Source organism: Tritonibacter mobilis F1926, assembly GCF_000376545.2.
Classification (GTDB): Bacteria; Pseudomonadota; Alphaproteobacteria; order Rhodobacterales; family Rhodobacteraceae; genus Epibacterium; species Epibacterium mobile.
Map to the genome: position 1 here is coordinate 1650856 of NZ_CP015230.1, position 14178 is coordinate 1665033.

A 14178-nucleotide genomic window follows, 5' to 3' on the forward strand; every position below is an offset into this window, starting at 1 on the left:
GCACGGTATTGTCATAAAAACCCCGGCCCACGCCGAATAAGGAGTGGGGCAGAATGCAAACGCAAACGCCCACGCGCGCCGCAAGGTTCCAGTCATGGTCTGTTTATCGTCACCCTGACCCGGCAATACCGACTCGGGGTGGTCTTGCGGCGACCTTTCGCACAGTCGGAGCATGGGTCAACCCCCTGCCCGGCCAAGCCTAGCGGACAAGGGAAGAAATGCATACTCCGCCGCGTGTCAGGGAATCAGCAGCGACGCGTCACCGTAAGAGAAGAACCGATAGCGTTCGGTTACCGCATGCGCGTAAACAGAGCGCATCCGTTCCTGTCCCATCAAGGCCGAAACCAGCATCATCAGGGTGGATTTGGGCAAATGGAAATTGGTCATCAGCGCATCGGCCACCCGAAAGGTGAACCCCGGATAGATAAAGATATCCGTCTCACCTTCCCAAGGCGCAATTGCGCCGCTGTCTCGCGCCGCACTTTCAATCAGCCGCAGCGCCGTGGTGCCCACAGGGATCACCCGCTTGCCTGCGGTTTTGGTGGCGGCGATCTCGGCTGCGGCCTTGGCTGTAACCTGCCCCCATTCGGCGTGCATTTTGTGGCTGGTCACATCCTCGACCTTGACCGGCAGAAAGGTTCCCGCGCCCACATGCAGCGTCACATAGGTGAACTCCACCCCTTTGGCCGCAAGCGCTGCCAGCAAAGGCTCGTCAAAATGCAGGCTCGCCGTCGGAGCCGCCACCGCGCCGGAACTGCGCGCCCAGACGGTTTGATAATCGGTCTTGTCCTGCTCATCTGCGGGACGTTTGGCGGCGATATAAGGCGGCAGCGGCATCGCGCCTGCCTCGGCCAATGCGGCGTCGAAATCATCGCCCGCCAGATTAAAGCGCAGCCGCCCTTGGCCCTCGACCACATCAACCAGCTCTGCCGAGAGCACATCCGAGAAACGCACGGTTTCCCCGATCTTGATTTTCTTGAGCGGCTTCAAAAGACCGCTCCAACAGCCGTCGGCCTGCGGCTCCAGCAATGTCACCTCAATACGGGCGGACACCGGGCCTTGGGCAGAGGTGCGATGCCGCTGTCCGCTCAGCCGCGCGGGGATCACGCGCGTGTCGTTCAGCACCAGCCGGTCACCAGCATTCAGCCATTGCAGCAGATCGGTGACGCGGGCATCGGTGATCCGGTCCTGTTCTGCCACCAGCAAACGCGCCGAAGAACGCGGCACGGCGGGCCGTGTCGCAATCAGATCCTCGGGCAGGTCGAAATCAAAATCGCTAAGTTTCATGGCTCGCGCGATACTGCGCGCCTGCGCAAAAGTCCATGGGCCATCGCACCGCGCCTCCATGCTTGGCCCCTACAAAGGGTCAGCCTAGCGCGCATCACGCCGCCGCGCCCGCTCTTCACGCAGTTCTTCTGCGGTTTTGCGGCGCTCTTCTTTCGCAGGCGGCGTTGCCCCCGGAGCCCTCGGGGCCTCACCGCGAAAAATCTCACGCAAGAATCCCGGCGCAATGCCCGACAGCGGATTGACGGAAACCACCGGATCCGCCGCCTTGCCTTTTACGGTAAAGGAGAACCCAAACAGCCCTTCGCCCTTGCGGGTCAGCACGCTGCCGATCGCATTGACCAGATAGATCGGCGAGAGCACCCCGCGCATGTTCATCTGACTGGTGGTGAGGTCATAGACCCCATCCATCGACAGGCCAATCGACGGTCCCACCGCCGAGGAATTGACCAATGTCAGATACCGCGACCCAAGCCGGAAATCCGCTTCCATTGAGGTGAACAGAATGCCTTGACCGGACAGCTCGTCAAACAGCCCCACAAGGCTGAGCGAGTTGATCAGCGCCGCAATCGTCGGCGTGTTTTTGACGCGGATGTTATTCACCCGCAACTGACCATTGTATTCGCCCGGTTGCACCGCTGGCACCATGGTCATCTCAAAACTGCCGCCATAGCCATCGCGCATCACTTCGGCAGCGCGAAATACGCCGCCCGCATCCGCAGAGCGCAGCCGCATGGCCAGCCCCCCGGCCTGTGGCACCACCACCCCTTCGACCGGGGTCAGCGTGTTCAGATTGCCGGTAAAGGAGCCATTAACCCCCCCAAGCGTGTCAAAGCGCCCCTGAAACCGCGACAGCGACAACTCTTGTGTCACCTGCAGTCGATCAATCGCCAGTGAAATGGGCGTGTTGCTGCCGCCACCACCTGCCGAGCGCCCCTCATCCCGGCTGCTGAACGGAGCGCGTTCCAGATCGATCCAGCCCCCCGTCATCGAGAGCGAGGGCGTCGCGTTGCCCCGTCCCCTCAGCGTGACCGGACCCTGCAACCAGCCCCCGAGAGACACCGAGGAAAACTGCGCCTGATCCAGACCGCCGTCAGGTTTGACCGTGACCCGCCCCGCAGCACGCAGCCCTGTGGCTTCCAGCACCAGATTTTCAATCGTAGGCGCCTTTTGCAGCACCGTATTAAAGGACAACCTGCCCGCGCTGCCTTCGGATTTGCTCCAGCCAAGCTCTGCCAGTCGCAGACCAACCCCTTTGAGATCGCTATTCACCGAAAGTTGCACCGGCTCACCGGGCGGCAATACCGCCTTTAGGATCGCGCGCCCGCTGCCACTGACCATCCCGTCTGGCAACCCGATATTGAGCGCCTTCATGGTGCGTGGCGATAGCTCAATATGGCCCTCAATGGTGCCATCCGGCGGGTTGCCGGGCCGGATGCCCTGACGCCATTTGGCCCGAATAGGCACCCCGGCAAAGGTACCGGGCCCCGAGACGGTCACATGAGAATTGTCGCCAGAGATCGAAAGCGCATCGGCGGCAATCGGATATCCGGGCACCAGCACGTCACTCGCCACCCGCCGCAGCTGGCCTGCGTAGTGATAGTCCACCTCTGCAACGTCGAGCTTTTTCTTCAATGGCATCGAGGCGGTTGCGCTCAACTCCACTTCACCGCTGCCCAGCCCGACCGGCAGGCCGACGTTGCTCAAGATGGTCAGCGGTTCACGGTTAAGGAGCGACAGGGCCGCCAATGCTGTGCCTTTCAACTCGGCCCGCAAAATCCCAAGACTGTTGTCGCCTTTCAGCGAAGTATCCGGGATAATGAATGACGTCCCCGCCAAATCCATCCGCCCGCCCTGTCTTGCAGTCACACCGCCCTCGGTGGCGGTCACGACCAGCCGCTGGCCATAGATGCTCAGTTGTCCAGCCGCCCCTTTGAGGAGCGGATAGAATTTATTGAACCTGACGGTGCCGTTTTCAAACCCGAGATCCACCGCCACAAAGGGCTTTTGCGCATCGCGACCGCGCAGCGCAAATTGGGCGTCGCGAATGTCACCCGCCAGCACGTTCTCTGAAAACCAAGCTCTTGGCTTTGGCGGCGCAGAGGGGGGCCACATTTCCTTGACCATCGCCACATCCAGTCGATCGGCAGACCCTTGCAGATCGTAGCTCCAACCTTTGGCACCGGCCCGAACCTCGCCCCGCAGCAGCAGATCGGTGTCTCCTTGCTGCACAAGCGCCTCACCAAGGCGCAACCGGAAGGGCTGCAATTCCATCAGGAAATCTGCCTGCACCCCGGAAAACGCCAGAGGATCAGGATAAAGGCGCAGCGGATTGACCTTGAGGTCAGAGAAACTCAATTGCCCGACCAATTGGGTCAGCCTGCCATCGCGCACGCCTACCAGCTCTGCACGCCCCTCCATCTGGCCACTGACCCAGCCGCTCTCAACCGAGAGACGGGTAAACGCCAGCTCTTGGCGCGCCGGATCAAAGGTGAAAAAGCTCTGCGCCGATTGCAGCGGCACCGGCTTCAGTTGATCGTTTGGCTGGATCACGCCCGTGCCGATCTCCAAACTCGCCGTCAGCGGCAGCAGTTTGCCGTCGCTGTCCACCGCCCCGCGCAGGGCACCTGAAATCGGCGCCCGCAGAACATCCAGCCACCCGAACGCCGGGCTCTGGCTGGCGATATCGACGCTGGGCACCTGATCGACCACCACCGCGAACTCTGCCGCCGTATCGCCAATATCCGACCGGTAATTGGCATCCACCGTGCTGGCATATTCGCGCCCGCTCAAGACCGAAAACCCGGCATCAATATTGACGCTATCGCCCTCACGCGACAGCAGCACCGCACCGCCATCGAGCGTCCACGCGCGGTCAATACGGCGGTCAATGTAGTTCAGCGTCACCGATTGGGTCTCAACCCGCGTCACCGCCGACAGGATCGGGAGTTCCAACTGGCGATCCCATGTGTCGATCAGTTGCGGCAGGTTGCGCGCCTGCCGCAGCGGCGTTGCCCCGTCGGAAAAACTGAGCGCCACCGCCCCGTCACGCCCGGTCTCAAGCGTTGCAAACAACCCCGAGAGCGAAATCAGTTTGGGTCGAAGCTGACCGCGCAGGAGCGGGCGCATGGCAAGCGCCGCCTGCGCATCCTCCAGATGCACCGCCGGGCTGCCATCGGGATAAAACAGCGTCACATCACGCAGCGAGAGCCGCGGCCGCCAGCCACTGTGCACCACCAGTTCGATCTCGCCAAACTCGATCTGCAACCCGCCCAGATGCCGCTCAATCCGCCGCTCTGCCTCGGCGCGCAGCCATTGCGGCGCATCCAGCCTCTTGTCCAAAAGCACCATCGTTGCGGCCGCGAATAGGGCCAGAAGCGCCACCAGCCAGACACCGCTCTTCCACATACGCCGCTGCCAGCGCCGGGGTTTGGCGGCAGGTTCTGGATCAGGTGCGGGATCGGTTCCTGAATCGGCGGGCGGCGCGTCCGTGGTTTTGGTCTCGAAGGTGTCAGTCTCGGAGGATACGTCAGGCCGTGCATCTTCTGCCGCCTCAGACAGGTCATCCTGCGGCGATGAGACGATCTGTGGTTTTCCTTCGCCCGACATGATCTATGTATGGTTCGCAACTGCAAGATTTCTTGCGCGAACCCTTGAGGAGACCCAAAACATGCTCGAACCCTCTGACCTTGCCCCTGCGTTCACCCTGCCACGCGACGGCGGCGGTGAAGTTGCCCTCTCGGACCTGAAGGGTCAGGTCGTTGTTCTGTTTTTCTATCCCCGCGATGATACGCCGGGTTGCACCAAGGAATCCATCGGATTTTCCGAACATCTGCAGGCCTTCGCCGATGCAGGGGCCGCAGTGTTTGGCATTTCCCGCGACACGGTCGCAAAACACGATAAATTCGTCGCAAAACATGGGCTTACCGTACCGCTTTTGTCAGATGCCGACAGCAGCATGTGCGAAGACTACGGCGTCTGGGTGGAAAAGAACATGTATGGCCGCAAGAGCATGGGCATCGAGCGTTCGACGTTTCTCATCGACCGCGACGGAAATATCGCCCGCATCTGGCGCAAAGTCAAAGTGCCCGGCCACGTCGAAGAGGTCCTTGAGGCGGTGAAGACCCTCTGATCAACGCCAACAAAGACCGGGCTGCTCCCGCCCCTTTTTGAGGTGCGGCAGAGCCACCCCCAAAAGCGTTGGGCCGGGCGGGGCCGCGCCGAAGGCGCGGCCCCGCCCTCCGGCGATTTGCACAGCAAAGCGCAAAACCTCCAGCCCGCAAACCAGATATTTCGCTCTGTTGCGCCTTGATCCATCTGCCCGCCTGACCGCATACACCGCACAACTCAAAAGACTCAGGACGCCAAACGGACAGGACCATGACCCAAAGCTCCCTCACCCTCGCCCAGATGGCCACCGACGTGCTCAATTGTGCCGATGGACGCGCCAAGACCGCCCTGTCGCATAAACACGCAGCCGCCTGGCACGCCTCGCGCGCAGGGGATGCCCCCGAAATTGCCATCGGCAGCGCCACGCCGCCGCTGCACCCTGCCCGCCCAGCTGAGCCAGAGCTGCTGCACCCTCGCGATGTGCCAAAACGCAAACCCGGTTCGCCGCAAGGGCGCATCGCACTGCTGCATGCGGTGGCCCATATCGAACTCAACGCCGTCGATCTGCATTGGGACATTATCGCGCGCTTTACCCATGTCCCGATGCCGCTTGGCTTTTACGATGACTGGGTCAAATCCGCTGATGAGGAATCCAAGCATTTCAACCTGATGTGCGATTGCCTTGAAAGCCTTGGCAGCCACTACGGCGCCCTACCCGCCCATGCGGGCATGTGGCGCGCCGCCGAGGACACTGTCGATGATCTGATGGGACGCCTTGCCGTGGTACCGATGGTTCTGGAAGCGCGCGGGCTGGATGTAACCCCGGGCATGATTGCGCTTTTTCGCAAAGCAGGCGTGCAACAGGCGCTTGATGCGCTTGAAGTGATCTATGCCGAAGAGGTCGGCCACGTGGCTTATGGCGCCAAATGGTTCAATTTCCTCTGCGGGCGCGACAACCTCGACCCAAAGGCCGAGTTCCACGCATTGGTGCAGAAATATTTCCACGGCGCGCTCAAACCGCCCTTCAACGAGGAAAAACGCGCCGACGCCGGCCTGCCGCCGGATTTCTATTGGCCGCTCGCGGATGGCGAGGCCCCAGCCTACGCCCGCTAAAGACGAATCTTCTGCAAGACACGACCGCAATGCGCGAAAATCAGAGGTAAACCGCCCCATATCGGCAGTTTTCTGCCCAAGGCCAAGGATTTGCGCGACAGATTGGTCACCGGGGCGGAACAGGGTTGCTGAATGGCCACAGTCTGGCTATTTCATCTTGCCAAGGCTGGTCGTGTCGCAAAACTCCCGGAGGCAGGAGGACAGGGCCACAAAGGGATGGAATGAGGATATCGGGTCTTGCGAGGCGGAATTTACTTACGGATTCATGCATTTCTGGAGCGCCGGTTCCCCGAGCGCAGGGTTTTTCTGAAATCCGACAGTGATACGCGCTTTATACGGTTAAGCTCCGAAACCCAGATCGTCGCCGTCGCCGGGCTTACCGTTTTTGTCTCATGGGCCATTGTCGCCACCGCCATCGTCCTGATGGACAGCATTGGTTCCGGCAATTTCCGCGACCAAGCACGACGTGACCAGCAGGTCTATCAGGAACGCCTGAACGCACTCTCTACGGAACGCGACCGCCGCGCCGAAGAAGCGCTGGCAGCGCAGGATCGTTTCAACTCCGCGCTGGCGCAGATCTCCACCATGCAGTCTGAACTCTTGGCCTCTGAGACCCGTCGCCGGGAACTGGAAACCGGCATCGACATCATCCAGACCAACCTGCGTGAAACGATCAGCGAGCGCGAGGCCCTGAAACGCTCGGTGCGGGACCTGCGTGAACAGACAGCGCCGGACAGCCCGGAACAGGTGCTCGCCGCCACCGCTCCCGAGCAGCTGGACTTCCTCACCACCGCGCTCTCAGAGACGGCCGCAGAGCGCGACCAGATCGAAGCGGACGCTCAGTCTGCATTGGCTCAACGTGATGATCTGGAACTGGAATTGGCGCTCACCGCGCAGCGCAACGATCAGATCTTTCGCCAACTTGAAGAAGCAATGGCCATTTCGGTGGAGCCGCTGAACAAGATGTTCTCCTCTGCCGGTTTGCCCCCGGATCGCATTCTCGAACAGGTGCGCCGTGGCTATAACGGCGAAGGTGGCCCGCTGGAGCCACTGTCGCTCTCCACCCGCGGCGAGGAGCCAAGCCCCGACGAGACGCGCGCCAATGCGCTGCTCAACCAGATGAGCCAGCTCAACCTCTATCGTATGGCCGCAGCACAAGCGCCCTTTTCCGTGCCCGTGAACCTTGGCCAAGTGCGCCAGACCTCGGGCTTTGGCTACCGCCGTGACCCCAAAACTGGCGGCCGCAGGCTCCATAAAGGGTCGGATTTTGCTGGTGGCACCGGCACCGATATCTTTGCCACCGCTGACGGTGTGGTCACCCATGCGGGCTGGTCCTCGGGCTATGGCAAACTCGTCAAAATTCAGCATGCCTTTGGCATCGAAACCAGATATGCCCATAATTCCAACCTCCGCGTCAAAGTCGGCCAAAGGGTCTCGCGCGGGGATCACATTGCTGATATGGGTACTACCGGACGGTCCACCGGGACCCACCTCCATTACGAGGTCAGGGTCAATGGCAAACCCGTAAACCCCATGATCTACATCAAGGCTGCGAGAAATGTTTTCTAAGAGCAAAATCAACGAGCCCGGCCCGAAACAAGCCGACACCACCACGGCAACCCCGGCCTCCAGCCCGGCGCCCACTTCGAGCAGCGCATCCACCGGCGCAAGCGACTACAGCAAGCCCGCCGCGCCCAAGGCAAAGCCGCCTGCATCGCTGCTGAGCTCCGATCTGCACATCACCGGCAACGTAAAAACCACCGGTGACATTCAGGTCGAAGGCACAGTTGAGGGTGACATCCGCGCACACCTGCTGACCATTGGCGAAAGCGCCACCATCAAAGGCGAAATCACCGCCGATGACGTGGTCATCAACGGTCGCATCGTGGGCCGCGTCCGTGGCCTGAAGGTGCGCCTGACCTCCACCGCACGGGTCGAGGGCGACATCATCCACAAGACCATCGCAATCGAATCCGGTGCCCATTTTGAAGGTTCCGTGCAGCGTCAGGATGACCCGCTCAGCCCCGGCAAAGCCGCAAAAGCACAGGCCGCACCTGCGGCAGCCGCTCCGGCAACCGCACAGGGCTAACTCCCTTTTGCGAGGGCGCTATCGTCCTTCAGCGACAGTTTTCCAAAGGCGTCGGATCCCTCCGGCGCCTTTTGGTTTTTTGTAATTTGATCCGTTTGTAAGATCAGCTGTACGCACAGCTGATTTCCTGTGCAGACCTTTTTAAGAAGCCGCACAATAGATGATGCCGAAACCGGATTTCACGAGATCGGCGGTGCGCGCGATCAGATGTTTGAAAAGGCGTGCTCTAAGATCCCCAACAGAACCTTTGCCTGCCTCGGCCCTGAAAAATCTCTTTGGTGGCGCAGCTCTCCCCGGTTAATTTCCCCTCAAAGTTTCTCAGTCCCGGATTTTGAACATGCCCTTTATTCTCGGCGCTCTCGCCCTTCTGGCCGGAGCATGGTTCTGGCTTCACCGCGCGCGCAACGCCGCCCATATGACCAGTGATCTCCTCGATATGGCGGCGGATGTGCGCGCTGCCGCCCGCCGCTTTGGCTTTCGACGGCAGGTCAATGTGCATCCCGTAGAGCAAATCGAAGACCCAAAGGTTGCCATTGCCGCCATCGGTGTGAGCTTTCTCGAACTCGATGACTACCCCACCGCCGAGCAGCGCGATGCTTTGGTGCGGGGGCTGCGCGATGGCTTTCATGTCAGCCATAAGGACAGCGAAGAACTGGTGGTCCTCGGGCGCTGGATCATGACCCAATGCGGCGATGCGGCTCAAGCGGTGCCACGCCTGTCACGCAAGTTATATAAGCTGAGTGGTCAGCGCGATTTCAACGCTTTGGTTGAGATCGTGCAGGATATTGCAAAATACGGCAAAGGCGAGTTCACCTCTGCGCAGCGCTCTGCTCTTGAGGATCTGCAACGCGGCCTGAAGCTCGCGTAGGCCACGGCAGATCCCACCTGCCCCCGCCGCGCGGCAGCGCGGCGCCCGGCCCAAAGGCCGCTGCCGTGCCCGGCATCAGCCGGGAACCCAGCGGACACGGGAGCGCGCCCCTCCCCTCTGAGCGCCTCAGTTCAAACAAAAAGCCCCAAACAAAAAGCCCCGCAGCATCACACTGCGGGGCTTCGGTATTCCTTTGCCGCCAGCACCTTACTCGGTGACGGTGACCTTGGTCATCACATCGGGCTTGCCGGTGATGGCACCGGACCGCGGATGGCCGCGTTTGATCTGATCCACCACATCCATGCCTTCGGTGACACGGCCCACAACGGTATATTGACCGTTGAGGAAGTGCCCTTCGTCGAACATGATGAAAAACTGCGAATTGGCGCTGTCGGGATCTTGCGAGCGCGCCATGCCCACAACACCGCGATCAAACGGAATATCCGAGAACTCCGCAGGCAGATTGGGGCGGTCAGATCCACCGGTGCCCGCATAGCGCATGTCAGAGCCCAGACGGCCGTTTTCAACATCGCCCGTCTGCGCCATGAAACCATTGATCACCCGGTGAAAGACCACACCGTCATACTGACCCTCATTGGCCAGTGCGGTGATCTGCTCCACATGTTTGGGGGCCACATCTTCCAACAGGTCGATCACGATGGTGCCATTGGCCTCCCCCTCGACCTGAATTTCCAGACCGGTGGCAAAAGCAGGCGACGCGGCCAGCAAGGCCAGTGCGCTCAGGTGCTTAAGCATCGGCTGCCACCTTGACGGAGATCATCCGGTCCGGGTTCGCAGGCGGCTCGCCACGGGTGATCGCATCCACATGCTCCATGCCCTCAATGACACGGCCATAAACGGTGTACTGACGGTTAAGGAAGTGGTTGTCCTTGAAGTTGATAAAGAACTGCGAGTTGGCGGAGTTCGGGTTCGACGAGCGCGCCGCGCCCAGCGTGCCACGGTCATGCGGCAGGCCAGAGAATTCCGCCGGCAGGTCTTTTTTGTCAGAGCCGCCAGTGCCTGCGCGGTTCAGGTTGAACCCGTCTTCCATGTCGCCATGCTGCACGTCGCCGGTCTGCGCCATGAAGCCGTCAATCACGCGGTGAAACGCCACGTTGTCGTACTGGCCTTCACGTGCCAGTTCTTTCATCCGGTCACAATGCATCGGCGCCACGTCGGGCAGCAGCTCGATGACGACATTGCCGTCCTTCAGCTCGACGATGATGGTGTTTTCGGGATCCTTGATCTCGGCCATGAGGCCCTCCTGTCACATTCGTATTGCCGGAATACCTAAAGTCCATGCTCGCGCTTGCCAAGGGAACAATGCGCGCAAGCGCAGGCGTCGGCAGGAACCTGACAGGAGTGTGAAGATCAAAGCGCCTTTTGGGCGGATACCGCGCCGGATCGGGGGATTGCCCGCGCCCTTTGGTCTGACCATTGACTGAGGCCCGGAAACACAGGACACAGGCGCAAGACTTTGACTTTTCTGTACCTGCCCCCTGCGCAGGTACGCCCGTTACCAAAGAGGAGCCGGACATGGGCTGGAAGACACTCGACGACATGGAGCTTGAAGGCAAAACCGTTCTGACCCGCGTGGACATCAACGTCCCGATGGAAGACGGCAAGGTCACCGACGACACCCGTATCCGCCGTCTGGTGCCGACCATCTCTGACCTCCTGGCCAAGGGTGCAAAGCCCGTACTCTTGGCCCATTTTGGCCGCCCCAAGGGTCAGGTGGTGCCAGAGATGTCGCTGCAACCGCTCGTTCCCGCGCTGGAGGCCGCCTTTGGTGCCCCGGTGATGTTTGTCGCTGATTGCCGTGGCCCTGCGGCTGAGGGCGCGATTGCGGCGCTACAACCGGGCCAGATCCTGCTGCTCGAAAACACCCGCTTTCACGCGGGCGAAGAAAAGAACGACGCAGATCTCGCGGGCGAGATGGCAAAGCTCGGCGATATCTACTGCAATGATGCCTTCTCCGCCGCCCACCGCGCCCATGCCTCGACCGAGGCGCTGGCGCGTCTGCTGCCCTCTTGTGCGGGGCGTCTGATGGCGGCCGAACTCAAGGCGCTCGAAGGTTCGCTTGCCACACCCGAGCGCCCCGTGACGGCGGTTGTAGGTGGCGCAAAAGTGTCGACGAAACTGGATCTGCTGGGCAATCTGGTGGCCAAGGTCGACACGCTGGTGATCGGCGGCGGCATGGCTAACACGTTTCTTGCGGCCCAAGGCATCGACGTGGGCAAATCGCTCTGTGAGCACGACATGACCGGCACTGCCAAGGATATCATGGACCGCGCCGAAGCGGCGGGCTGCACTATTTTGCTGCCCTCTGACGTGGTGGTGGCGCGTGAATTCAAGGCCGGTGCCGAGAATGAAACCGTCCCTGCCGATGCCTGCCCTGCGGATGCGATGATCCTTGACGCAGGCCCGGCGTCGGTTGCGGCCATCGCCACCGTCTTTGCCGACAGTAAGACCCTGATCTGGAACGGCCCGCTTGGCGCCTTTGAGATCGCGCCCTTTGATATTGCCACCAATACAGCCGCGCAAAAGGCCGCCGACTGTACCAAGGCAGGCACATTGATCTCTGTCGCAGGCGGCGGTGATACGGTGGCTGCGCTCAATCAGGCCGGTGTGGCAGAAGACTTCAGCTATATCTCCACCGCGGGGGGCGCTTTCCTTGAATGGATGGAGGGCAAGGTCCTGCCCGGCGTCGCAGCGCTGCAAGCGTAAAACCCAGCGCTCCACGCATCCTGAACGCCGTTCACTTGCCGCGTGTCATGTGCGGCGGGTGAACTCGGGACAATTGAAACTACTATTTCGCCATCCCTGACGGTTCATCCAAACACTGCCCACCTCTGCCAACGATCTTTTAACGGTCGCGGCGGTAAGGTTTCGGCAAGTTATGGGCAATTTTGCTCATATGGAATGATGGACTACCGGTATGAGCAACTTTTCTCTACGCAAGCAAGTTTTCTTTTTTGCCAGCATATTTATTGCCATGATCCTGATCACCGCGACTATTTCGTGGTTCACCAACCAGCGCATGGCCAGCGCCACCTACCATTATCGCGCTGTCAGCACCCAGAGCAAAAGCCTCGACGCCATCAAGGAAGACATCGAACAGGGGATTGGCGATCTGCTGTCCTACACCGTCGGCGTCCCCGAAGGCCTGAACGAATTGCGGGGTAACATTCAGGAAATCCGTGACGAACTCGCCAAGGCCGACGCCAATTTCAAATCCACCCCGGTTGTAGCCGCCCGTGACAAGGCCGCATATGACGCGCTGATTGCCACTTCGGCGCAGCTCGATCAGATCGAAGCCACTCTGCTCAAGGTCGAAGCCGCCGAAGGCGAGGCGCAACTCAGTCTGGTCTTTGATCAGGTGTTTCCCGCCACCGGCGCGGTCCGCGATGTGGTCGACAACCTGCAAGACAAGCTCGCCCAGACAAGCATAGATGTCCGCGACGAGGTCGATGCGCTGATCAGCTTTAGCCAGCTTCTGCAGATCATCGCGAGTGCAGCCGCCACATTGATCGCGGTGGCCGTCGCCTTTGCCTTTGGCCGCAAGCTCAGCCAGCCCGTGACCGACGCAGCCCAGACGATCGCAGCACTTGCGCAAAAGGACTATGATGCCGAGATCACAGGCACCGAGCGCGGCGATGAGATGGGCGTGATTGCGCGCAACCTGCAGGATTTGCGCAGCCAACTGGCCGACGCCGACGCGCATGAACGCCAAAACGCCAAGGAAAACGACCGCCGGGTGGAGCTGTTTAACGTCTTGGGCGCGGCCATGAGCGGCCTCAAGAGCGGCGCGCTTGACCAGACCATCCCGGCCGGTCACTGGGCGGATCTCGGGCCCAGCTACACCGCGCTTTGCGATGACTTTAATGCGCTTTCCGTATCGCTCTCGGATCTTGTCGCACAGCTCAACCAAAGCTCGTCCGTGGTGGCCCAAAACGCCCGCGAAATGGAGCGGATGTCGGACCAGATGTCGCAACGCGCTGAAACGCAGGCCGCGACGCTCGAAGAAAGCGCCGCCGCGCTGGAGGAAATGTCTGCCTCGGTTCAATCCAGCGCCGAGCAGGCACAGGCTGCGGACCGCGAGGTCGACGAAGGCCGCCGCCGCGCAGAACAAGGTGGCGAGGTGATGGAACAGGCCCGTCAGGCCATGGCCTCCATCGCGGAATATTCCGCCCGGATCACCCAGATCATCACCTCGATCGACGACATCGCGTTCCAGACCAGCCTGTTGGCCCTCAACGCAGGCGTAGAGGCCGCCCGCGCAGGCGAAGCGGGTCGCGGCTTTGCCGTTGTCGCCTCCGAGGTGCGTGGTCTCGCCTTGAAGGCTGCGCAATCTGCAAGCGAAATCAAACAGTTGGTTCAGGATAGCTCCAATCAGGTGGATGAGGGCGAACGCCTCGTGCAAGCCACTGCTGAAACCCTGGCCCAGATTGTCGAAAGCGTCACCAATGTCTCTGGCATGGTTTCCGCCATCGCCGCCTCCTCTGGCGAGCAGGCTGCTGGCATCAAAGAGATCAACATCGGTGTGGCGCAACTGGACAAGGTCACACAGGAAAACGCCGCGATGGTGCAGGAAACCTATGGTGCAAGCCAAGAGATGCGCACCCAAGCCACCCGCCTCACCGGCCTTCTGCAGAGCTTTACCGGTGGGCAGGCAAGCACCAGCACCGCAGCTCCCGCCCGCGCGGCCTGATCC

11 protein-coding genes are annotated in these 14178 nt (G+C 60.9%); 7 read left to right on the forward strand and 4 right to left on the reverse strand.

All coding sequences use genetic code 11. The features are described 5' to 3' along the window. Positions 1-237: 237 nt before the first annotated feature. Together queA and K529_RS07935 are read right to left on the reverse strand one after the other, a co-directional pair. Positions 238-1287 (reverse strand): tRNA preQ1(34) S-adenosylmethionine ribosyltransferase-isomerase QueA, encoded by a 1050-nt coding sequence (queA, locus tag K529_RS07930; protein ID WP_005658666.1) that lies wholly within the window; start codon positions 1285-1287, stop codon positions 238-240. Positions 1288-1371: 84 nt separating this feature from the next. Further along, a complete protein-coding gene (locus K529_RS07935; protein ID WP_046002139.1) occupies positions 1372-4893 on the reverse strand; it encodes a YhdP family protein in 3522 nt (1173 codons plus the stop codon). Between the two features lie 61 nt (positions 4894-4954). Between K529_RS07935 and K529_RS07940 the strand changes: the two genes are divergently transcribed. The 5 genes from K529_RS07940 (at position 4955) to K529_RS07960 (ending at position 9464) form a co-directional block, all read left to right on the forward strand. Further along, positions 4955-5416: a peroxiredoxin gene (locus tag K529_RS07940; RefSeq protein ID WP_040644290.1), complete on the forward strand. Its 462-nt coding sequence runs from the start codon at positions 4955-4957 to the stop codon at positions 5414-5416. Positions 5417-5664: 248 nt separating this feature from the next. Then, positions 5665-6507, forward strand: a complete 843-nt coding sequence (locus K529_RS07945) for a ferritin-like domain-containing protein (protein ID WP_046002138.1) — start codon at positions 5665-5667, stop codon at positions 6505-6507. Positions 6508-6744: 237 nt separating this feature from the next. Continuing rightward, entirely contained in the window at positions 6745-8076 is a 1332-nt protein-coding gene (locus K529_RS07950) for a M23 family metallopeptidase (protein WP_005645675.1), read from the forward strand. After that, positions 8066-8596, forward strand: a complete 531-nt coding sequence (locus K529_RS07955; protein ID WP_005645679.1) for a bactofilin family protein — start codon at positions 8066-8068, stop codon at positions 8594-8596. Before K529_RS07950 ends, K529_RS07955 begins: the two co-directional genes overlap by 11 nt. 337 nt (positions 8597-8933) lie before the next feature. Continuing rightward, on the forward strand, positions 8934-9464 hold the full coding sequence (locus K529_RS07960; protein WP_005645682.1) for a tellurite resistance TerB family protein: 531 nt from the start codon (positions 8934-8936) through the stop codon (positions 9462-9464). 207 nt (positions 9465-9671) lie between these two features. Here the strand turns inward: K529_RS07960 and K529_RS07965 are convergent, their stop codons facing one another. Both K529_RS07965 and K529_RS07970 read right to left on the reverse strand, forming a co-directional pair. Next, positions 9672-10220: a peptidylprolyl isomerase gene (locus K529_RS07965; protein WP_005634592.1), complete on the reverse strand. Its 549-nt coding sequence runs from the start codon at positions 10218-10220 to the stop codon at positions 9672-9674. Continuing rightward, positions 10213-10719 (reverse strand): peptidylprolyl isomerase, encoded by a 507-nt coding sequence (locus tag K529_RS07970; RefSeq protein ID WP_005634594.1) that lies wholly within the window; start codon positions 10717-10719, stop codon positions 10213-10215. Before K529_RS07970 ends, K529_RS07965 begins: the two co-directional genes overlap by 8 nt. A gap of 281 nt (positions 10720-11000) precedes the next feature. On the opposite strand from K529_RS07970, the gene K529_RS07975 reads away from it, so the two are divergent. Together K529_RS07975 and K529_RS07980 are read left to right on the forward strand one after the other, a co-directional pair. Next, positions 11001-12191: a phosphoglycerate kinase gene (locus K529_RS07975; RefSeq protein ID WP_046002137.1), complete on the forward strand. Its 1191-nt coding sequence runs from the start codon at positions 11001-11003 to the stop codon at positions 12189-12191. Between the two features lie 211 nt (positions 12192-12402). Next, positions 12403-14175, forward strand: coding sequence for a methyl-accepting chemotaxis protein (locus K529_RS07980; protein ID WP_046002136.1), 1773 nt, complete (start codon positions 12403-12405; stop codon positions 14173-14175). The last annotated feature ends 3 nt before the right edge of the window (positions 14176-14178 follow it).